This window comes from Gordonia sp. B8661-1, assembly GCF_059427765.1.
This window is the reverse complement of the sequence record NZ_JCAHRL010000001.1, coordinates 547,361-568,354: the sequence shown is the minus strand read 5'-3', so window position 1 is coordinate 568,354 and position 20,994 is coordinate 547,361. Positions and strand designations below refer to the sequence as shown.

At 68.4% G+C, this 20,994-nt stretch carries 21 protein-coding genes; 8 read left to right on the top strand and 13 right to left on the bottom strand.

The genetic code is table 11. The features are described 5' to 3' along the window. Nucleotides 1-110: 110 nt before the first annotated feature. The gene (locus AC4JJG_RS02635) at nt 111-1,400 is read left to right on the top strand and encodes an MFS transporter (RefSeq protein WP_495399081.1); all 1,290 of its coding nucleotides are present in this window, start codon (nt 111-113) and stop codon (nt 1,398-1,400) included. On the opposite strand, the gene AC4JJG_RS02630 is transcribed toward AC4JJG_RS02635, so the two are convergent. The 7 genes from AC4JJG_RS02630 to AC4JJG_RS02600 form a co-directional block, all read right to left on the bottom strand. Continuing rightward, entirely contained in the window at nt 1,378-1,746 is a 369-nt protein-coding gene (locus tag AC4JJG_RS02630) for a TIGR03618 family F420-dependent PPOX class oxidoreductase (protein WP_495399082.1), read from the bottom strand. The genes AC4JJG_RS02635 and AC4JJG_RS02630 overlap by 23 nt on opposite strands. A 40-nt stretch (nt 1,747-1,786) precedes the next feature. Beyond that, nucleotides 1,787-2,704, bottom strand: a complete 918-nt coding sequence (locus AC4JJG_RS02625; protein WP_495399083.1) for an NAD-dependent epimerase/dehydratase family protein — start codon at nt 2,702-2,704, stop codon at nt 1,787-1,789. Continuing rightward, nucleotides 2,701-3,294 (bottom strand): dihydrofolate reductase family protein, encoded by a 594-nt coding sequence (locus AC4JJG_RS02620; protein WP_495399084.1) that lies wholly within the window; start codon nt 3,292-3,294, stop codon nt 2,701-2,703. Before AC4JJG_RS02620 ends, AC4JJG_RS02625 begins: the two co-directional genes overlap by 4 nt. A gap of 53 nt (nt 3,295-3,347) precedes the next feature. Beyond that, nucleotides 3,348-4,190, bottom strand: a complete 843-nt coding sequence (locus AC4JJG_RS02615) for a helix-turn-helix domain-containing protein (RefSeq protein ID WP_495399085.1) — start codon at nt 4,188-4,190, stop codon at nt 3,348-3,350. A 167-nt stretch (nt 4,191-4,357) separates the two neighbouring features. Further along, nucleotides 4,358-5,413 (bottom strand): oxygenase MpaB family protein, encoded by a 1,056-nt coding sequence (locus AC4JJG_RS02610; protein WP_495399086.1) that lies wholly within the window; start codon nt 5,411-5,413, stop codon nt 4,358-4,360. A 54-nt stretch (nt 5,414-5,467) separates the two neighbouring features. Then, nucleotides 5,468-6,343, bottom strand: a complete 876-nt coding sequence (locus AC4JJG_RS02605; protein WP_495399088.1) for a 5-oxoprolinase subunit C family protein — start codon at nt 6,341-6,343, stop codon at nt 5,468-5,470. After that, nucleotides 6,340-7,011 carry a 5-oxoprolinase subunit B family protein gene (locus tag AC4JJG_RS02600; RefSeq protein ID WP_495399089.1) on the bottom strand — a complete coding sequence of 224 codons (672 nt, stop codon included), beginning with the start codon at nt 7,009-7,011 and terminating at the stop codon, nt 6,340-6,342. The genes AC4JJG_RS02605 and AC4JJG_RS02600 overlap by 4 nt, the downstream gene beginning before the upstream one ends. 72 nt (nt 7,012-7,083) lie before the next feature. Here AC4JJG_RS02600 and AC4JJG_RS02595 point away from each other — a divergent pair, with 72 nt between their 5' ends. The 4 genes from AC4JJG_RS02595 to AC4JJG_RS02580 all read left to right on the top strand — a co-directional run bounded on the left by AC4JJG_RS02595 (nt 7,084) and on the right by AC4JJG_RS02580 (nt 11,220). Further along, on the top strand, nt 7,084-8,022 hold the full coding sequence (locus AC4JJG_RS02595) for a carbohydrate kinase family protein (protein WP_495399090.1): 939 nt from the start codon (nt 7,084-7,086) through the stop codon (nt 8,020-8,022). 81 nt (nt 8,023-8,103) lie between these two features. Then, complete coding sequence (locus tag AC4JJG_RS02590; RefSeq protein ID WP_495399091.1) at nt 8,104-9,426, top strand: citrate synthase; 1,323 nt, start codon at nt 8,104-8,106, stop codon at nt 9,424-9,426. Between the two features lie 68 nt (nt 9,427-9,494). Next, a complete protein-coding gene (locus tag AC4JJG_RS02585; RefSeq protein ID WP_495399092.1) occupies nt 9,495-9,863 on the top strand; it encodes an FKBP-type peptidyl-prolyl cis-trans isomerase in 369 nt (122 codons plus the stop codon). An 82-nt stretch (nt 9,864-9,945) separates the two neighbouring features. Beyond that, complete coding sequence (locus AC4JJG_RS02580) at nt 9,946-11,220, top strand: cryptochrome/photolyase family protein (protein ID WP_495399613.1); 1,275 nt, start codon at nt 9,946-9,948, stop codon at nt 11,218-11,220. A 235-nt stretch (nt 11,221-11,455) separates the two neighbouring features. Here AC4JJG_RS02580 and AC4JJG_RS02575 read toward each other — a convergent pair whose 3' ends face one another. From AC4JJG_RS02575 to AC4JJG_RS02555, 5 genes are read right to left on the bottom strand one after another with little or no spacing between them, the layout of a single operon-like run. Beyond that, on the bottom strand, nt 11,456-12,634 hold the full coding sequence (locus AC4JJG_RS02575) for an ABC transporter permease (RefSeq protein WP_495399093.1): 1,179 nt from the start codon (nt 12,632-12,634) through the stop codon (nt 11,456-11,458). Further along, on the bottom strand, nt 12,631-13,539 hold the full coding sequence (locus AC4JJG_RS02570; RefSeq protein ID WP_495399094.1) for an ABC transporter ATP-binding protein: 909 nt from the start codon (nt 13,537-13,539) through the stop codon (nt 12,631-12,633). The genes AC4JJG_RS02575 and AC4JJG_RS02570 overlap by 4 nt, the downstream gene beginning before the upstream one ends. Next, entirely contained in the window at nt 13,536-14,099 is a 564-nt protein-coding gene (locus AC4JJG_RS02565; protein ID WP_495399095.1) for a hypothetical protein, read from the bottom strand. The genes AC4JJG_RS02570 and AC4JJG_RS02565 overlap by 4 nt, the downstream gene beginning before the upstream one ends. After that, the gene (locus tag AC4JJG_RS02560) at nt 14,096-14,404 is read right to left on the bottom strand and encodes a helix-turn-helix transcriptional regulator (RefSeq protein ID WP_495399096.1); all 309 of its coding nucleotides are present in this window, start codon (nt 14,402-14,404) and stop codon (nt 14,096-14,098) included. The genes AC4JJG_RS02565 and AC4JJG_RS02560 overlap by 4 nt, the downstream gene beginning before the upstream one ends. Before the next feature lie 38 nt (nt 14,405-14,442). Beyond that, nucleotides 14,443-15,546 (bottom strand): NAD(P)-binding domain-containing protein, encoded by a 1,104-nt coding sequence (locus AC4JJG_RS02555; RefSeq protein ID WP_495399614.1) that lies wholly within the window; start codon nt 15,544-15,546, stop codon nt 14,443-14,445. A 91-nt stretch (nt 15,547-15,637) separates the two neighbouring features. Between AC4JJG_RS02555 and AC4JJG_RS02550 the strand changes: the two genes are divergently transcribed. Further along, nucleotides 15,638-16,369 (top strand): enoyl-CoA hydratase, encoded by a 732-nt coding sequence (locus AC4JJG_RS02550; protein WP_495399097.1) that lies wholly within the window; start codon nt 15,638-15,640, stop codon nt 16,367-16,369. 5 nt (nt 16,370-16,374) lie between these two features. On the opposite strand, the gene AC4JJG_RS02545 is transcribed toward AC4JJG_RS02550, so the two are convergent. Continuing rightward, complete coding sequence (locus tag AC4JJG_RS02545; RefSeq protein WP_495399098.1) at nt 16,375-17,076, bottom strand: TetR/AcrR family transcriptional regulator; 702 nt, start codon at nt 17,074-17,076, stop codon at nt 16,375-16,377. 172 nt (nt 17,077-17,248) lie between these two features. Here AC4JJG_RS02545 and AC4JJG_RS02540 point away from each other — a divergent pair, with 172 nt between their 5' ends. Both AC4JJG_RS02540 and AC4JJG_RS02535 read left to right on the top strand, forming a co-directional pair. Then, nucleotides 17,249-18,427, top strand: coding sequence for an MBL fold metallo-hydrolase (locus AC4JJG_RS02540; protein WP_495399099.1), 1,179 nt, complete (start codon nt 17,249-17,251; stop codon nt 18,425-18,427). Then, nucleotides 18,424-20,988 carry an HAD-IC family P-type ATPase gene (locus AC4JJG_RS02535; RefSeq protein WP_495399100.1) on the top strand — a complete coding sequence of 855 codons (2,565 nt, stop codon included), beginning with the start codon at nt 18,424-18,426 and terminating at the stop codon, nt 20,986-20,988. Before AC4JJG_RS02540 ends, AC4JJG_RS02535 begins: the two co-directional genes overlap by 4 nt. Nucleotides 20,989-20,994 lie beyond the last annotated feature (6 nt).

The window sequence follows — 20,994 nt, the reverse complement described above, 5'->3', positions numbered from 1 at the left end:
CTCTCGAGAAGGATTCATTCAGAAGACCGACAAGAGTTCGTCCACAAACAGCGCGCGACCATCTGATCTCCGTGGAGGCCGGGCCACGCACGTCGCCTAGACTCGTCCGAGTGCCACGTCTCCTGGCCGATACGACTCCGCTGCGCTATCCGGATTTCCGGCGGCTGTGGGTCGCCAACATCATCACCGTGATCGGTGCCCAGCTCACCGTGGTCGCGGTGCCCGCGCAGATCTATGCCGACACGGGTAGTTCGGCGTACGTGGGTCTGACGGGTGTGTTCGGGCTGGGGCCGCTGATCGTCTTCGGGCTCTGGGGTGGCGCGCTCGCGGACATCTTCGACCGGCGGACGATCCTCGTCGTCACGACGACCGGCCTGATCGTGTGCAGCGGCATCTTCTGGCTCCAGGCCGCGATGAATGTCCGGAATGTCTGGCTTCTGTTGTGTGTCTTCGCATTACAGCAAGCATTCTTCGCGGTGAATCAGCCGACGCGGACCGCGATCCTGCCCCGGCTGGTGCCGACGACGGATCTGCCCGCGGCGAATTCGTTGAACATGACGGTGATGCAGGCGGGTGCGATCGCCGGCCCGCTCGTCGGTGGGGTCCTCATTCCGGTCCTGGGCTATTCGTGGCTCTACCTCATTGACACCATCTGCCTGTTCGCGACGCTGTGGGCGGTCATCAAGCTGCCGTCGCTCACACCCGAACGCGCGGCCGGCGACGAACGGCGGGTTGCCGGGATCCGTTCCGTGCTCGACGGGTTCGCCTATCTGCGCCTGCACCCGGTGCTGCTGATGAGTTTCGTCGTCGACCTGATCGCGATGGTGTTCGGCATGCCGCGCGCACTGTTCCCGCAGATGGCCGCCGAGAGCTTCGGCGGACCGCAGGAGGGCGGGACGGTCTTCGCGCTCCTGTTCGCCGCGATCCCGCTCGGCGCCGTCATCGGCGGCGTGTTCTCGGGATGGGTGACCCGCGTCCGGCGACAAGGGCTCGCGGTGATCGTGTGCATCCTCATCTGGGGTGGCGCCATCGCGGTCGCCGGATTCGCGCTGTTCTTCGCACACGGCACCGCGCTACCGGTCCTGCCCATCGTCGTGATCGCGCTGATGGTGGGCGGCGCGGCCGACATGGCGCCGGCGGCCTTCCGGCAGACCATGCTGCAGTCGGTGGCCACCGACGAGATGCGTGGCCGGCTCCAGGGCGTGTTCATCGTGGTCGTCGCGGGTGGGCCGCGGATCGCCGACGTCGCGCACGGTGCCGCCGCCGCGACGGTCGGTACGGCCGTGGCCACCGCGGGCGGCGGTATCGGTGTCATCGTGCTGACAGTCCTTGCGGCACTCGCGGTTCCGGCGTTCGTCCGCTACCGGGTCGGACGCGTCAGTCCGCCCGGGGCTCGATGACGAACACCACACGTTCCTCGTCGCGCGGGTAGGGCACGTCGACGTACGTGGCGACGAGCCGATCGATGATCGTCCACGCCTCCTCGCCGACGATCCGGTCGATGCAACGCCCACGAATGACGACCGGCCGGAACGGATCGTCGCGCGGGGCTATCGAGAGGGCGACGCGGGGTTCGCGCCGGATGTTGCGTGCCTTGCGGGTGCCGGGCCCGGTGAAGAACACGACGTGGTCGTCGCGGGTGCCGACGTACACCGGGGTGGAATGAGGAGAGCCGTCCGGGAGGACGGTCGCGAGGTGTGCCAGGTTCGCCCCGTCGAGCACGGCGCGGGCACGGTCGTCGAGCATGGGTGTCTCCGATCGGTCGATGGGGGGTGCGGGGCGACGATCAGCGCGGGTTGTCGTGCCGCCAGGCCACGTAGTCACCGATCGCGGCCGGGAGGTCATAGGCCGGGATGAAGCCGGTGGCGCGCTGGAGTCGGGAGATGTCGAGATACGGAAGGTCAGGCGCGGTGTCGGGCGTCCCGCGGACGGTCACCGACGCCCCGGGGACCGCCGACTCGATGGCCGCGGCGAGGTCGGCGTTGGTGATCGCCGTACCGCTGGACACGTTGTACGTGTCGTGGTCGAGTAGGTCGGCGGTCATCAGAAGAGCGATCGCCCGGCCCGCGTCGGGCGCGTAACAGAAATCGCCTCCCGCCGCGGCGTCGAGCGGACCGGCGTGTTCGCCTCTCAGAACCGCGCTCACGAGGGGCGGCACGGCGTTGAACGGGGACTCCGGATCCATGAGCGGACCCCATGTGCTGCCGATCCGGAGGACGATCGGCTGGACTCCGGTCCCCGCGAGGGCGTTGGTGGTCAACGGTTCGACCGCCTTCTTGAACGCGATGATCGGATGCGGTGCGGCGACCGCGGGCAGGTCCAGGTCTTCGTGCCAGGGGATCTCCGGACGGCCGAGGTAGGCGCCGAGACTCCCGGCGACCGCGAATCGGCGTACGCCCCAGGCGATCACCGCCTCGATGACGGTGAGCAGCGCGGTCGTATCGGCTCGGAAATACGCCACGACGTCGCCGGACGGAACGCTCCCGGCAAGGTGGACGACGTCGGTGATGTCGTGACGGCGGCCGAGGTCGAGAACCGCGTCGCGGTCGGTCAGGTCCACCTGTTCGACGACGACGCGATCGGTGAGAAAGGACGGCAGCGTCGTGGTGCGGTGCGCGGTGACGACGACCTCCCTGCCCGAATCCGCAAGTGCGCGTGCGGTCTGCGCGCCGATCATGCCGAGGCCGCCGGTGACGAGAATCATCGGCGGACCTCGTAGTGGAGATGGGTGACCCCGGGCGCGGCGACGGCCTCGAGCAACCGTAGGTCGACGTGTCCCGCCAGTGCCCGGAAGAACGGGCGACCGCCGCCGAGAATGACGGGCACCTGATGGAGCACCACCTCGTCGAGGAGCCCCGCTGCGAGGGCCGCCGTGACGACTCCACCGCCCATCAGTGCCACGTCACCGTCACCGGCCAACTGCTGGGCGACCGACACCGCATCGCCGATGCCGGTGTGCACGAACGTCTGCCGGTCATTGACCCGCGGCGCGGGCCGGTGGCTCAGGACGACGAGCGGGGCGGTGGGATGCGGCGTCCCCCCGTCCGCCCATCCGGAGTCGTCGTAGGTGGTGCGGCCGGCCAGACTGGCTCCGACCCGGGCCGCCAGGGCGTCGAAGACACCGGCGCTGTCGGGGCTCATGCGGAAGCCGTCCAGCACCGAACTCGGGGTGTCCCCGGAGAAGTACCAGTCGAACAGCACCCCGCCGTCGCCGAGGCCGTGCCCGGCACCGGGCTGCCTGCCGGTGATGAAGCCGTCCACGGAGACCGAGAGTGCGGTGATGACCTTGCCCATGCCCCGACGTTAGTAAGCGGTGGTACGGCGTGTCTTGGACGAAACGCGCATGCTCAGGCGTGGGGAGGGCCTGAGCGGGCGGCGAGGAACGGTCCGTAGGACGCGGCGTGGTCGTGTCCGCACAGGCAACGTCCGAGATCACCGCCCAGGAGTACGCCGGGCGTCAAGCCGGTCAGGCGAGCGCACTCGCGGGTGAGGTGGGACTGGTCGGCATACCCGGCCTCGACGGCGAGGTGGGCCATGGGTTCGTCGCGGGCGGGGACCGGCGAGGAGGCCTGTGCCTGCGCGAGAGCGAGGAATCCCTGGAAGCGCAGGATTCTCTGCATCGCCTTCGGGCCGATCCCGAGCTCCCGCACGTATCGGCGGCGCAGCTGGCTCGACGAGAGGCCGAGTCCGTCGGCCAGTGTGGTGATGTCGACAGGATGCCAGGGCATGAGCAGTCGGGTCGCCTCGCCGAGCAGCGGATCCGGTGGCGGCGAGGCCCTCAGCTCGGCCAGAATCCGGCGCTCCAGTACGACGAGCGCCCGCTCGTGACTGCCGGCCCGGACCATCTCCGCCCCGGTGTCGGTCACCCATCCGAATCCCAGTTCCGTCAACGGGATCCGGCGATCGACGAGTTCTCCGAGGGGGACTCCCAGCAGGGGATTGGGGCCCGGCTTGAAGCGGACGCCCACCGTGCGGGTCCCGGCCGCGAGGACGTCGATGTCCGGCCCGGTCAGCGGACCGAGTAGATACGGGAGACCACCGATCGGCCAGTGGATCTCGGTGCCGCCGGTGGGCAGATTGCGCTGGAGATAGTCGGAGCCGCCGGTGTGCTGGGACCACACGGTCCGCACGACCCGTGACAGGCCGGGGGCGGGCAGCCGCTCGACATAGCTGCCCGCATTCTCAGGCACTGACCGCTCGCTCGAGTACCTCGACGATGATCCCGTGGAGCACGTTCGCGCGCACGTCGACATCCTACTCGGTCATCGGGGTGCGAAACGCCCACAAAAAAATCCCCGGAGAGGGAGGCCGACCGGATAATCCAGTTCGCTCCCCGCTCCGGGGATTATTGTGTGGCTCAGTGGTACTCGGTGATGACGCCGGGGTAGTTGGCGCGGCGCGCGGCGTGCACCGGGCAGTAGTGCATCGGGTTGTCGCGCTCGGATTCCGGTGGCAGATTGCGCTTCGGTGTCTCGACGAGCGGAGCGTCCGCCGGTACCCGGCCGGTGACCCGGTCCCAGGCGTCCCGCGGTCGGGGATGCCGGAGGTAGCGCTTCGGCAACAGTCGATGCATCACCAGGTTGACGCCCTTGCCGAAGAGCCGGAACCGCTTCTCGTCGCGCTCCGACCACGGCAACCCCATCATCTCCCGGATGGGCTTGTCGTAGAAGCCGGTGGTCAGCCAGAGGAAGAAGCGCTGCCCGGGAGGGGCGATGTAGCGGCTCCAGATCGACTGCGGGACGAAGGACAGCAGCGAGGGCGGGGGCATCTTGGTGATGTCCAGTACGGTGCGTACCGCCGGATGATCCTGAAGAACGTTGCGGCACATGTAATCCCAGTACTCGAGGAAGTCCTCGTAGGTGTCCGGGACGGGACGCATGGAGACGCCGTACATCGCGTACCAGGCCTTCGACTCCTCGAAGAGCTGTCGCTTGTCGTCCTCGGACAGCCACGGGCCGAAGCGTTCGCACAGGCGGACATTGCCGTACCAGAACGTGGCGTGCGCCCAGTAGAAGACGTCGGGGTCGAGCGCGTGGTAGCGGGAGCCGTCGTCCATGCGGCCCTTGATGTTCCGGTGGTAATCGCGCACCTCGTGGCCGGTGGCCGACGATCCGTCGAACACCACGCCGCTGATCGGGTACAGCGAGCGCATCAGGCGCTGCCAGCGCTCACCGAAGAAGTCGGAGTGCTCCCAGACGGCGGCACCGAGCTTCGGGTGCATGTTCTGGATTGAACCGGCCCACAGGCCCTGGAACATGCCGGTCCAGGTGCCCCAGATCTGCCAGGTCAGCGAATCCGGTCCCAGGGGGGCGTACTCCGGTCGTGCGGTGTCCTCCGATGCGGTCACCGCCGGGCCCGTGGCAGGGTCCGGGGCCGCGTCGGTGTCGTCGGTGGGAGTCAGCAGATCGCTCATGAGACGAAAGTCTACGATCGTCTCAATAGGGTGTCAACGGGTCGGACCGCGGTGTCATCCGAATCGGATGCGCTGTCCGGCGACCACCTGCGCGGCCCGATCGAGCGCGGCGCGGGTGAGGACGCCGACGACCGGATACCCGCCGGTCACCGGGTGATCGGCGAGGAAGATCACCGGACGACCGCTCGGCGGCACCTGCACCGACCCGTGGGAGATCCCCTCCGATGCCAGCTCCGCGGCGTGGCTCAGCAGGGGGTCGGCCGATCCCGGGGCGCGATCCAGGCGGACACCGACGCGATTGCTGTCGGCGCCCACCACCCAGGTGCCGGAACGCAGGTCGCCCGGTCGGCTGAGGAGTGACTCCCGGGGGCCGGGCAGGACGTCCAGGGATACGACGTCGTCGGTGTCGGTGCCGATGGGTGCCGACGACACCGGAGGGAGCGGTCCGCTCGGTGCGCCGACGATCAGTTCGTCGCCGGCGCGCAGCGGTGGCGGCCCCAGCCCGCACAGGGTGTCGGTGCTGCGCGAGCCGAGCGTCTGCGGTGCGTCGATGCCGCCGCGGACCGCCAGGTAGTTCCGGCATCCTCGGGTCGGAGTGTCGATGACGATCGTCGCGTCCGCCCGAACGGATGTCGCGGCGGCCGACCCGGCGGGCACGCCATCGACCCGGACGGTGGTCGCCGCACCGGTCACCGCGATCAGCAGGTGATCGAGCGCGCGCAGTGTGCAACGCCCCAGCGTGGTCTCGATGGCCGCGGCGCTCTCCGGGTTGCCGACGAGCCGGTTCGCCAGCATCAGCGAGCCGCGGTCGGCCGCACCGGATTCCGGGACACCGAGGTGTGCGTGTCCGGGCCGTCCGAGGTCCTGGATCGTCGCGAGCGGCCCGGGGTCGACGACGGCCAGGCGGGGTGTGCGTCCGGTGTGCGTCATCGGCCGGAATCCGTTGTGGTGTCGGAGAATCGGACGATGCGTCCGGGAGTCAGCACGGCGGGCGGGTCGGCATCGATGTCCCACATGACGGTGTCGGTGTGCCCGATGAGATGCCAGCCGCCGGGACTCTCGCGCGGGTAGACCGCGCTGTAGCCGGCGGCCACCGCCACCGATCCGGCGGGCACCCGCGGCCGGGATTCGCCGCGCCGACCGAGATCCCGGAACGGGTGATCCCGATCATCGTGGGGGACAAGGTAACCGAAGCCCGGTGCGAAGCCGGTGAACTGAACGCGCCACCGCGTCGACCGGTGGATCGCGACGACCTCGTCCCCGCTGCGGCCGGTCAGTTCCCCGACCTCGGCGATGTCCGGTCCGTCGTAGATCACCGGGATCACCAGATCCGGTGCGTCCTGCGCCGTCCCGGCGCCCTCGTCCGCGGAAGCCGAGCGCAGGCAGCGATGGATGCCGAGGATGTCGATCCCGGCACCCGGGCGGGCCTGCACGAGAATGGTTGTCGCGGCCGGGATCACGTCGGCCACGGTGGGGAGTGCGGCACTGCCTGCGGCCCGCATGAGCGCCCCGGCGGCCCGTCCGACGGCAGCGGCCGGATCGGGTTCGGCGGTGAAATCGAGCAGCACCGCGTCGTGGCCCGCGGGCAACTCTCGCATGGATCCAACCTACCGGGTCGTCCGCGGTGAGAGGATGAGCCGAAACGGGTCGGACGGAAACGAGGAGGCGATGTGCGCGAGATCGTGATCTGCGGAGAGGCGCTGGTCGACGCGGTGCAGTCGTCATCGGCCACCGGGGCACGGTTGCCTGCCCTGCAACCCGCACTGGGTGGTGGCCCGTTCAACGCCGCGATCACGCTGGGCAGGCTGGGCAGTGCGGTGTCCTTCTGCTCGGCCGTCTCCACCGACCACTACGGCGAGGTGATCGTCGATGCCCTCCGTGCGAGTGGTGTCGGGACCACGCTCATCCAGCGACGATCCGAGCCGACGTCACTGGCGCTGGCACTGATCGGCGACGACGGCGCGGCCCGCTACTCCTTTTACGTCGCCGGAACCGCCGACCGTGCGGTGACCGATCCCGGTCCGTTCGCGTCCACGGTGTCCGCGGTGTGCTTCGGAACGCTGTCGCTGGTGCTGGAACCCGGTGCGTCCGTGTGGGAAACGGTGATGCGACGCAGTCACGACGAAGGCCGGCTGGTGGTCGTCGACCCGAATATCCGGGCCGCCGTCATCGAGGATCACGACGCGTACCGGAAGCGATTCGCGTCCTGGATGGACGCGGTGGACATCGTGAAGCTGTCGGATGAGGACGCCGTGTGGCTGGCCGACGGCCCTCATGGCACCACCCCGGACGACTGGTTCGCCGCGGGCGTCCGAGCCGTGCTGATGACCGCGGGCGGCGACGACCTCACCGTGCGGACGCCCGCGCTGTCGGTGCCGGTCCGGCCCCCGGAGGTCGACGTCGCCGACACGATCGGGGCGGGCGACAGCGTGCTCGGCGCGCTGCTCTCACGCCTCGACCGGCTCGGGGCGCTCTCCGGCCCGGCGGTCGCCGACCTCGATACGGATGCCTGGCGGGGGATCGCCGAATTCGCTGGTCAGGTTGCCGCCGTCACCGTCACGCGGCCCGGGGCCGACCCTCCGTGGGCGAGTGAGGTGCGGAGCGACTAGTTTGTTAGCAGGCGTGATCCTTACCCGGATCACACGAAAAGACGACTCTCATCCCGAGTGAAGCTGAGTGAAGGGGTTCGTGTGTCTGCTGTAACAGACCCAGCCGACCAGGCGTCCGATCAGGCTTCGGCGACGTTCACCTACCCCGGTGGCCAGCTGGATCTGCCGATTCTGAAGGCCACCGAGGGGTCGGATTCCGTCGCCCTGGGCAAGTTTCTGTCCGAAACCGACCTGACGACCTTCGACAGCGGGTTCGTCAACACCGCGGCCACCAAATCGGCGATCACCTACATCGACGGCGACGCGGGCATCCTCCGCTACCGCGGGATCCCGATCGACCAACTGGCGGAGAAGTCGACCTTCATCGAGGTCAGCTACCTGCTCATCTACGGTGAGCTGCCGACCCCGAGCCAGCTCGAGGACTTCACCAACAAGATCCAGCGGCACACCCTGCTGCACGAGGATCTGAAGCGCTTCTTCGACGGCTTCCCCCGTAACGCGCATCCGATGCCGGTGCTGTCCAGCGCGGTGAACGCCTTGAGCGCGTACTACCAGGATTCGCTCGACCCGAAGGATCCCGAGCAGGTCGAGCTCTCGACCATCCGGCTCCTCGCCAAGCTGCCCACCATCGCGGCCTACGCGTACAAGAAGTCGGTCGGCCAGCCGTTCCTCTACCCGGACAACTCGCTGAGCCTGGTGGAGAATTTCCTGCGGATGACCTTCGGTTTCCCGGCCGAGCCGTACGAGGTGAACCCCGAGGTCGCCAAGGCCCTCGACATGCTGTTCATCCTGCACGCCGATCACGAGCAGAACTGTTCGACGTCGACCGTGCGCCTCGTCGGCTCCAGCCAGGCCAACCTCTTCACCTCGATCTCCGGTGGCATCAACGCACTGTGGGGGCCGCTGCACGGCGGTGCCAACCAGGCGGTGCTCGAGATGCTCGACGAGATCCGCGAGTCCGGCGGCGACACCAAGGCCTTCATGGACAAGGTGAAGAACAAGGAAGACGGTGTGAAGCTCATGGGCTTCGGGCACCGCGTCTACAAGAACTACGATCCGCGTGCGGCGATCGTCAAGAAGACCGCCGACCAGATCCTGGAATCGCTTGGCGTGCAGGACGATCTGCTCGATATCGCCAAGGGTCTCGAAGAGGTCGCGCTGAGCGACGACTACTTCATCGAGCGCAAGCTGTACCCGAACGTCGATTTCTACACCGGCGTCATCTATCGCGCCATGGGCTTCCCGACACGCATGTTCACCGTGCTGTTCGCGCTGGGCCGCCTGCCCGGCTGGATCGCCCACTGGCGGGAAATGCACAACGACCCGACCACCAAGATCGGTCGCCCGCGTCAGCTGTACACCGGCTACACCGAGCGCGACTACATCACCATGGGTGATCGCTGAAAGTCTGTGTGAATCACCAGGATCGCACGATCAGCGCACCCGACCGACGACTCGAAGGAGAGTCCGCAGTGAGCAGCCCCGAGAAGCCCGAAGTCGAATTCCCCGAAGGCCCCGCGCCCACCGAGCTGCAGATCAAGGACATCGTCGTCGGTGACGGCCCCGAGGCACAGCCCGGCGGCATCGTCGACGTCCACTATGTCGGCGTCGAATACGACACCGGCGAGGAGTTCGACTCGTCGTGGGACCGCGGCCAGTCGGCCAACTTCCCGCTCGAGCGCCTCATCCCGGGCTGGCAGGAGGGTATCCCCGGCATGAAGGTCGGTGGCCGCCGTCAGCTGACCGTGCCGCCGGCACTCGCCTACGGCCCCGAGGGTGCCGGACACCGGCTGTCCGGCAAGACCCTGGTCTTCGTCATCGATCTGCTCGGCGTCGGTTAGACCGGCCTCGCTGGTCGAGTAGCCGGTGAGCGGAGCGAGCCGGCGTATCGAGACCAACCCGTCGATGACCAACATCCTGTGGCTGCGTCGTGATCTTCGTCTGCACGACCTGCCCGCACTGCATGCCGCCCGGCACGACGGCGCGGACGTCCTCGCCTGTTTCGTCCTCGATCCGCGGCTCGAGAAATCCTCCGGCGCACGACGTCTGAGCTTTCTGTTCGATTCGCTCCGTGAGATCGACCGCAAGCTCGACGGACGGCTGCTCGTCGTCCGCGGGCGGCCCGAGACCGAGATCCCACGCATCGCGGACGCCGTCGACGCCGAAACCGTCCACATCAGTGACGATTTCACGCCGTTCGGGCGCCGCCGTGACCGTACGGTCGAGGAAGAACTCGGCGATCGCACGCTGGAGGCCACCGGATCGCCGTATCTGGTGTCGCCCGGCCGGGTACTCAAGGACGACGGCACCCCCTACCGGGTGTTCACCCCGTTCTACCGGCGCTGGCGCGAACACGGCTGGCGGAAGCCGATCGACAAGCCGTCCGGCGACCCGTTTCTCGATCCCGACTCGTTGACCGGCATCGACCGGATCACCATCCCGGACGCGCCGACGGAGCTCAGCCTGCCGGCGGGCGAGGATGCCGCCCTGGCGCGGTGGGCCGACTTCGTCGACGAAGGGCTGGCCGATTACGACGACACCCGTGATCGTCCCGACCTCGACGCGACGAGCGGCATGTCCGCGTATCTGAAGTTCGGCAACATCCATCCGCGCACCCTGGCGGCCGATCTGGGCGGATCTCCCGGGGCGCAGGCGTATCTGCGTGAACTGGCCTTCCGTGACTTCTACGCCGACGTTCTCTTCCATTGGCCGGAATCGTTGTGGCGCAACTGGAATCAGGACTTCGACGACATCGCGCTGGACACCGGCGACGACGCACGGGAACGCTTCGACGCCTGGTGCGCCGGACGGACGGGATTCCCCCTGGTCGACGCCGGGATGCGGCAGCTGCGCGATAGCGGCTTCATGCACAACCGGATCCGGATGCTCGCCGCATCCTTCCTCGTGAAGGACCTGCACCTGCCGTGGTGGTGGGGAGCGCGCTGGTTCCTCGACCAACTCGTCGACGGCGACATGGCCAGCAATCAGCACGGCTGGCAGTGGGCCGCCGGTACCGGAACCGACGCCGCGCCGTACTTCCGGGTGTTCAATCCGACGACGCAGGAGAAGAAGTTCGACCCCGACGGCCGCTACGTCGACCGATGGGTCCCGGAGCACGGCACCGCCGACTATCCGGAACCCATCGTCGACCACGCCGCCGAGCGGGAAGAGGCGTTGCGCCGCTACCGTTCTCGTTGATTTCGCGGTGATCTCGATACGGAGCCTCGCTGCGCTCGGCGCCTACTCGATCAGCGAGGGGCCCTCCGGTCGGCGTCTACTCGATCAGCGAGGGGTCCCGCTGTGGGAGATCTCGATACGGAGCCTCGCTGCGCTCGGCGCCTACTCGATCAGCGGAAGACTCGATCTGCGGGAGACTCGCTGGTCGAGTAGCGGTGTGCGAGCGCAGCGAGCCCGCCGCGTATCGAGACCCCGATCAGCGGGTCAGCGCGATCACCTCGGACCACCGCAGGCGTGAGCCGGTGCGCAGGATCGACCGCTGATAGATCCGGGACGCCAGCCAGGTGGCCAGCACACAGGCCGCGATCATCAGCAGCAGTGTCACGACGACCTGCACCGGTGTGGTGTCGCCCGTGGCGATCCGGATGGGCATCAGCGTGGCGCTGAACGGCGGTATCCAGCTGAGGATCTCGACGATCCGGGAGTCCAGCGCCTGCACACCGAAGATCCCCGCGTACATGACCGCCATCGCGAGGATGGTCAGGGGTGCCGAACTCGCGTTGAGTTCTTCCTGCCGGGACACGATGGCGCCGGTGGCCGCGTACAGCGTGGCGAAGAACAGGAAGCCGAGCAGGAACCACGCGATCACCGCGACGAACATGCCGCCGGCCGCGGCCGGGATGGTGAGCAACCCGGTCGCCGCGCCTGCGATGACGGCGGTCACCCCGAGGAGGACCACCTGCGCGAGTGCGATCGCGCCGATGCCGATGATCTTGCCCCACAACAGGTGCAGCGGCCGGATCGTCGACAGCAGCAGTTCGACGACGCGTGAGGTCTTCTCCTCGACGACCCCCACGGCGACCATGGTGCCGCCCATCATGATGGCGGTGATGAGCAGCACGGTGCCCACGATGGCGATGACGAGGCGCTCGGATTTCTCCGGATTGTCCGGCGTCAGTTGGGTGACGGTGATGTCCGCGCGGGGGAGTCCGGCGGGATCGACGCCCGCCTGTCGCAGTCCCCGGTCGAGTGCGACCTTGTCGATCGCGGCACGGAGCACGCCGTCGAGGGCGGGCGGCAGGGCATTGTCGGAGAGCAGGTTGTACCGCGGGCCGTCGGCGATGACGGCGGCGGCCAGGTCGCCGTCGGACACCTGTGAACGGGCTTGTGCGGCATCGGAAACGGTGACGACGTCGAGCGGGGTCCCGGATGCGTCGCCGATGGCGCTGATGGTGGGGATCAGGGCGGCGTCACCGCTCGTGACGCCGACACGGTCCCGATCGTCGCCGCCGCTGAGTGCGGCCAGAACGATGGTGCCGACGACGATGACGAGCATCAGCACCGCGGTGGTGATGACGAAGGAACGGGTCTTCGCGCGGGAGACGATCTCGCGCCGGGCGACCAACCGGATCGCGTGCAGGGCAGGGGCGCTCATGCGGACACCACCTCTCGGAAGAGCTCGGTCAGGGACGGGGTCGTCGGTGCGTATCGGTGTACCGGTCCGGCGCGCAGGGCCGCCGACAGAATGAGCTGATCGTCGGTGTGGGCGGGATCGATCCGCAGCGTGGTGGTGGTCTCGCCGGAGACCGGATAGTCGACGGCGAGTACCCCGGGTAGGCCGTCGGCCCACCGGCTTTCGCCGTTCGGTCCGTCGACCTCCAGCAACACGCCGTCGCGCGCACGCAGGTCGGCGACGGGCCCGAGTGCCCGCATGCGTCCGGCGGCGACGATGCCGACGCGATCGCAGAGCCGCTGCACCAGATCGAGTTGATGCGAGGAGAAGATAACGGGGATGCCCTCGGCGGCCTTCTCCCGCAACACATCGCTCATCACGTCGACGGCCACCGGGTCGAGGCCGGAGAACGGTTCGTCGAGCACCAGCACCTTCGGGTCGTGGACCAGGGCGGCGGCCAGCTGGACGCGTTGCTGGTTGCCGAGGCTCAGGTCCGCGACGTTGTCGTCGTAGCGGGAGTCCACGCCGAGCCGCTCGGTCCACCGGCGGGCTCCCGACTCGGCCTCGGCCGGTGACATGCCGTGCAGCCGTGCGAGATACACGAGTTGTTCGCCGACCTTCATCTTCGGGTAGAGGCCGCGTTCCTCCGGCATGTACCCGATCTGCCTGCGGGTGTCCAGATCGATCGGATGATCGTCGAGGAGCACCTGTCCCGCATCGGCCGCCAGTACTCCGAGGATGATGCGCATGGTGGTCGATTTGCCCGCGCCGTTGCTGCCCACGAAGCCGAACAGCTCGCCGGGTTCCACCCGGAAGGTCATGTCCTGCAGGGCGATCAGGTCGCCGTAGCTCTTGTGCAGTCCGTCGACGATCAGTGCGCCGGTCATCGGAGGTCCTCCGGGTCGGGGTCGCTGCGCCACCAGGCGGTCAGCATCGTCGGCAGCAGCAGGGCCGCGAGTACCAGGGTGATGTGGACGATCGCGACGCCGTAGATCGTCTGTCCGTCCACCTGATCGCGGGTGCTGAGGACGATCAGCGCGATGTAGGGGATGAACATCAGCACGTAGAGTGCGGTGAATCCGATCGAGCGCGCCGAATTACGTTGTGTCAGCTGGATTTCGTCGAGTGCCGATACCGGGGCGTCGGCGTCGGAGCCGGTCACGATGCGAATGGCGGTCTGCAGCACGATGAGCAGGATGATGCCGACCGCGTACGGCACCATGAACCATCGGGAGCCGAAGGTGCCGATGGCGCAGGCCAGCATGGCGGCGAGCACGACCGCCTCGGCGATCACCAGCCGGCGGTAGGTGGCCCGGTTGCGCCAGCTCGGCAACCGGTGTGCGTGCTGCGCGACGAACTTCTCATGTCGCCGGCCGCGCCACTGGTCGTAGCGACGCCAGGCCGCGACCGGTTGCGGTGGCGTGCCTCGTTCCGGTGTCGGGATCATGACGGTCGTACCTCCCCTTGCTCGTCGGTGCCTGCGGCGGGGCGGGTCGCCCCGTAGAGCTCCGCCGACATCGCCCCGAATTCGGTGCGGCCGAAGACTGCTTCGACCGGCAGCCCGAAGACATCGCAGATCCGGAATGCGAGGTCCAGGCTCGGATAGTTGTCCCCACGTTCGAGTGCTCCCACCGACTGCACGTTGATGCCGACGAGGTCGGCGAGCTGTGCGCGCGACATCCGGCGTTCGGCGCGGAGAACGCCGATGCGGTTGTAGATCGGGAGCTTTTCTCCTCGACGTACCGGGCTCATGGAACAGAGTGTTGTGTTTTCACAACATTTTGTCAACCCTACGGATGCTGCTCCAGGTAATCCGCGACATTGCGCGCCGCTTCCCGTCCGGCCCGATTGGCGCCGATCGTCGAGGCCGACGGTCCGTAGCCGACGAGCTGGATGCGCGGATCGGCGGCGACGGTCGTCGTGAGGCGGCCGGTCATCACGATGCCGCCGCCGGGACCCCGCAACCGCAACGGCGCCAGGTGATCGAGGGCGCTGCGGAATCCGGTGTTCCAGAAGATGACGTCGACATCCAGGGAATCGGTGTGATCGGGACCGTCCGCGCCGCAGTCCCAGCACACGCCCGTCTCGGTGATGCGGGTGAACATCGGATGCCAGGCCAGGATGCCGTCGCGTTGCGCGGCCGCGACGGCGGGTGTGAGCGCGAGGCCGGTGACCGAGACGACCGAGGTGGGTGGGAGTCCGGCGCGCACCCGTTCCTCGACCCGTGCCACCGCCTCGCGACCCCGGTCCGGGTTGAACGGCTCCGGGTCGAAGACCGGTTCCGTCCGCGACGTCCAGAAGGTCGTGACATCCGGCGCGCGCCGTGCGATCTCGATGAGCAACTGCACGGCCGAGATGCCCGCACCGACCACCAGGACGCGCTGACCTGCGAACTCCTCCGGTCCGGTGTAGTCGTGGGTGTGGAGTTGCCTGCCCCGGAAATCGCCGATGCCGGGGATGTGCGGGACGAACGGCCGGTCCCAGGTGCCGGTCGCGTTGATCAGGGTGCGTGCGACGATCCGCTCACCCGAGCCGAGCGTGGCCCGGAAACCGCCGTCCACCTCCTCGACCCGCGTCACGTCCACCGGGCGGCGTATCCGCAGTCCGAACTTCTGTTCGTAGGTGTCGAAGTAGTCCGGGACGACCGTGGAAGCCGGGATCTCGGAGCAGTCCCGGCCGAGTGCCTCCGCCAGCCCGAGCCCGGGAAGGTCGTGGACCCCGTTGGCGCCGGCCAAAGTCAATGTGGGCCAGCGGAATTGCCAGGCGCCGCCGGGGCGGGGCGCATGATCGAGCAGGAGGTAGCGCTCCGAGAGTCCGAATCGCTGCAGGAAATACGCCGCCGACAGGCCGGCCTGCCCGCCTCCGATGACGAGGACGTCCGTTTCGGGCGGAATGGGCGTTGAGGCGACTGAATCCGGCACGTGACCAGTGTGTCAGTGATGATCCGGTGTACTCGCGCGCGGCGCGCTCGGTAGGCTTCCGCCCATGATCCAGTTCTCGACAAACGGTCCGGTCACGACGATCGAGCTGGCCCGCCCGGAGAAACGGAACGCACTCGACGCCCAGATGGTGTCGGCGATCGGGGACGCGGTGACGACCGCGGTGGACGGGGGCGCCCGCGCCATCGTGCTCACCGGGCAGGGCTCGGTGTTCTGCGCCGGCGCCGATCTGTCCGGTCCGGTCTACGACCCGGATTTCCTGGATACGCTGGTCGCCACGCTGCACCGGATCGAATCGGCACCCGTGCCGGTCATCGCGGCGCTCAACGGATCCGCGCTCGGCGCGGGCCTGCAGTTGGCGATGGTCGCCGACCTGCGGGTGATGTCACCCGAGGCCTTCATCGGTATCCCGGCGGCGAAGATCGGCGTGGCCGTCGACGAATGGACCATCCGGCGACTGGTGTCGCTGGTCGGCGCCGGTCCGGCGCGCGGCATCCTGATCGGCTGCGAACTGCTCCCCGCCGACCGTTCGTTCGACCTGGGCTTCGCCAACCGCATCGGTGACCTCGCCGATGCGCAGGAGTGGGCCGAACTCATCGCCGGCCTGGCGCCGCTGACCCTGCAGCACTACAAACTGGTGCTCAACGGCGACGGCGCCCGGGATGAACCCGCACCGGATCGTCTGACCGCCATGCTGCGTGCCTGGGACAGCGAAGATCTCGCGGAGGGGCGGGCTGCCCGCGCCGAACGCCGCATACCGGTGTTCCGGGGCCGGTAGGCCCGTCAGTCGACGCTGCCCACCGGCGACGCATCCGGTGCGACCGCTGCCGGGGCGACCGCTGCCGGGGCGGCATCGTCGTCGGCCGGCGCGTCCTCCACGTAGGCGGACAACGCGTTCACGGTGACGCCGATGATCCGTTCCACGGTGACGTCGTCGGCGGTGGACAGGTAGGTGAGCGTGATGGTGTTGGTCGTCGCGATCACCACCGGACTCAACTCGCTCACCGGCACCGTCCAGCGAACTCCCATGCGACGCCCCGCGATCTCGAGTCCGGCGGCGGAGATCTCGTAGAGCCGTTCGTACATCGCCTTGCCGACCTGCTGCAGTTCGGGGTGATTGTGGGCGTACAGGCCGAGAGCGATGGCGGCCTGCATGCGCCCCGGATCCGCCTGCAGGAGTGTGTAGAACGCGCGGAAGTGCGCATACATACTGCGCACCATCGCCTCCTTGCCCTGACCCGTGATGGGGGCGAGCGGCATGATCGCCTCGAGTATCTCCGAGATGTCGGCGGGCACAGCGGTATCCATCACCGCGCACAGCAGCGCCGTACGGGATTCGAAGGCGTAGTGGAAGCTTGCCAGCGGCATGTCGGCGTGCGCGCAGATGCGACGGGTGGTCGCGCCTTCGACACCGTGATCGGCGATCACGCGATACGCGGCAGCGATGAGCGCGGAGCGCCGTTGCTCGACGGACATTCGTGCCACTGAGGTGAAACCTCCACACGCCGCATGTGCCCGGCACATGAGTCAACAACAAGTCAGGCAACCGTATCAGGTGATTTGTCATCGATGGGGCCGCATGAAGGATGATGGTTCAGTCGGCCGACATACCTCCACCGTGCCGGGTTGCCGGGTGGTCGCACATTAGGCTGGTTCCGTGACCTCAACGCTCGATGGTTCCGCGGGTCCCGCCTCGCGAGCGGCGTCCGCCGTCGCGGCCGCGGGCCTCTCCGCGGTCGAATCCGCCTCCTATCGTCTCGCCGCACTGGGTGTCCCGGCCGCGCGGGCCCTCGGTGCCCGCGAACACGAGATCCGCCCGCACACCGCCGGATCGCCGAATCTGGTGGACGGTGCCTTCCGGAATCGGGACGCCCCAGTCGAATCCGTCGATTCGGACATGCGCGCGGTGGCCGACATGGCCCGGCGACGCGGGCGCCCGGTCCGGCCGGTGCGGGTGCTGAGGCCCGAATTCGGCGACATCGCACCGGGTCTCGCGGTGACCTGGCTGGGTCACGCGTCCGCGCTGCTGGAGATCGACGGCGTGCGTGTGCTGACCGATCCGGTGTTCAGCCGGAGATGTTCACCGTCGCGGCGCGTCGGCCCGGTGCGCATGCACGAGAGTCCGGTCACCGTCGCCGACCTGCCGGAGATCGACGTCGTGCTCATCAGTCACGACCACTACGACCATCTCGACGCGGAGACCGTCGACGCACTGGCGCGGCACATGCCGTCGGCCGTGTTCGTGGCCCCCATCGGGGTGGCGGCCCACCTCATCCGCTGGGGCATTGCGCCCGAACGGATTCGGCAGGCCGACTGGTGGGGCGCCGTGACCCTGACGACGCGTGGCGTGGCGCTGACGTTCACCTGTACACCGGCCCGGCACTTCTCCGGCCGCGTCCTGACCCGCAACCTCACCCAGTGGGCGAGTTGGGTGATCGCCGGTCCGGTGCATCGGGCCTTCTTCTCCGGCGACACCGGTTTCACCGACGAATTCGACGAGGTCGCGGCACGGATCGGCAGTGTGGACCTGACACTCATCGCGGTCGGCGCCTACGACCGGCTGTGGCCGGACGTCCACGTGGATCCCGAGGAGGCCGTGCGCATCCACCACATGCTCACCCGGGACACCGGCGCCGATGCGGTGATGGTGCCGATCCATTGGGGCACATTCAATCTGGCGCGTCACCCGTGGGGTGAGCCGATCGCGCGGGCCCTGCCCGCCGCGGACGCGGCGGGAGCGACCGTCCTGGTGCCCCCGCCGGGTGGCACCATCGACATCACGACACGTACCGGGACCGGACTCGCCGATCCGACGTGGTGGGAGAGATCCGCATGAGCGCAGAACCGCAGGCCGGCCATCCATCGGCGGCCGAGTCCGAAACGGGTGGAGGCACCGCCACATCCGTCTCGCCGGGGCTCACCGAGGCCGAGGTCGCCGAACGGGTTGCCGCGGGGCAGGTCAACTCGGTGCCCGATCGGTCCGGCCGCACGGTCGGCGAGATCATCCGCTCCAACGTCTTCACCCGCATCAACGCGATCCTCGGCGTGCTCTTCGCGCTCGTGGCGATCACCGGTGACTTCCGGAACGGGCTGTTCGGGCTGATCATCGTCGCCAACAGCGGCATCGGCATCATCCAGGAGATCCGGGCGAAGCGGACCCTCGACAAACTCGCCATCGTCGGCCAGGCCAAGCCGATGGTGCGTCGCGACGGCGAGGTGCGCGCACTGCCGCCGAATCAGGTCGTGCTCGACGACATCATCGAGATCGGGCCGGGTGACCAGGTGGTCGTCGACGGTGAGATCGCGGAGGCCACCGCCCTCGACGTCGACGAATCCCTGCTGACCGGTGAGGCCGATCCGGTCGACAAGGACCCCGGCGACAAGATCCTCTCCGGCAGCTTCGTCGTCGCAGGCTCCGGCGCCTACCGCGCCACCAAGGTGGGGGCCGACGCCTACGCCGCCCAATTGGCCGCGGAGGCATCGAAGTTCACGCTCGTCGCCTCCGAGCTGCGGTCCGGGATCAACCAGATCCTCAAGGTGATCACCTGGCTCCTCATCCCCGCGGGCATCCTGACCATCATCAACCAGCTGTTCATCAGCCGGAGCGACTTCAACTCGTCCATCCTGGGCATGGTGGCCGCGCTGGTCCCGATGGTGCCCGAGGGTCTCGTGCTGATGACCTCCATCGCGTTCGCGGTGGGTGTCGTCCGGCTGGGGCGACGGCAATGCCTGGTCAACGAGCTGCCCGCAATCGAGGGACTGGCCCGCGTGAACATCGTCTGCGCGGACAAGACCGGCACTCTCACCGAGAACGGGATGCGGCTCTCCGACCTCCAATCGGTCGATGAGACAACACGATCCGACCTCGGCGCGGTCCTCGCCGCGCTGGCCTCCAACGATCCGCGCCCCAACGCGAGCATGCAGGCCGTCGCCGAGGCGTATCCGACGCCGCCGGACTGGACCGTGTCCGCCGTCGAACCCTTCACCTCCGCCAAGAAGTGGAGCGGCATGTCGTTCCGCGACGCCGACGGCTCCGATCGCGGGAACTGGATCGTCGGTGCGCCGGACGTCCTGCTCGACCCCGAGAGCGAAACGGCCGCGCGGGCAACCGAACTGGGGTCGACGGGACTGCGCATCATGCTCCTCGCGCACACCGACGTAGCGGTCGACACCCCGCCCGCCGACGGGGCGGTCACCCCCGGTGACACCGTGGCCGTCGCCCTGATCGTGCTGGAACAGCGCGTCCGGCCGGACGCCCGCGACACCCTGGAGTACTTCGCCGAACAGCACGTCGCGGTGAAGGTCATCTCCGGCGACAACGCCCGGTCCGTCGGCGCGGTCGCCGCATCGCTGGGCCTCGGTTCGCCGGACACCTCCGTCGATGCCCGTTCGCTGCCCACCGATCCCGCCGAACTCGCCGTGGTCGTCGAGGAGGGCGTCACCTTCGGCCGGGTGCGGCCCGACCAGAAGCGCGCCATGGTCAAGGCGCTGCAGTCGACCGGCAACACCGTGGCGATGACCGGCGACGGCGTCAACGACGTCCTCGCCCTGAAGGACGCCGACATCGGCGTCGCGATGGGCTCGGGATCGTCGGCGGCGCGCTCGGTGGCGCAGATCGTGTTGCTGGACAACAAGTTCGCCACACTGCCCTACGTCGTGGGGGAGGGCAGGCGCGTCATCGGCAACATCGAACGCGTCGCCAACCTGTTCCTCACCAAGACCGTGTACGCGGTGCTGTTGGCCCTGTTCGTCGGTATCGGGGGCCTGGCCGCGAAGATCTTCGGCTTCACACCGCTGAGCTATCCCTTCCAGCCGATCCACGTGACCATCTCGGCGTGGTTCACCATCGGCGTCCCGGCATTCGTGCTCTCGCTGGCACCGAACAACGAGCGTGCCCAGACGGGCTTCGTGCGCCGCGTGCTGTCGAAGGCGGTGCCCAACGGCATCGTCGTCGGTCTCGCCGCCTTCACCACCTATCTGCTGGTGAATCCGGGAGGGGCCGGAGTCTCCCTCGGCTCCAAGGACGCGGCCGCGCTGACCGCCGAACAAACCCAGGCGGCGACCGCCACGCTGGTCACGCTCATCGCGGTGGCGCTCTACGTGCTGGCCGTGGTGGCGCGCCCGTACAACTGGTGGAAGACACTCCTGATCGCACTGTCGGTCCTGGGGTACGTGGTGATCTTCGCCTGGCCGTGGACGCAGGACCTGTTCATCCTGGATCCGTCGAACGCCCGGATGATGTCGATCGCGTTCACGTCGGCGGCCGTGGGCATTCTCGTCATCGAGGTGCTCTCGCGCATCATGCCCCGCCTCATGGCTGCCCGGGCACGGCACGACGACGGGGCCGGCGAGGACGATCCCGAACTCACCGCACCGGATGCGTCCACTCGGCACTAGACTGGC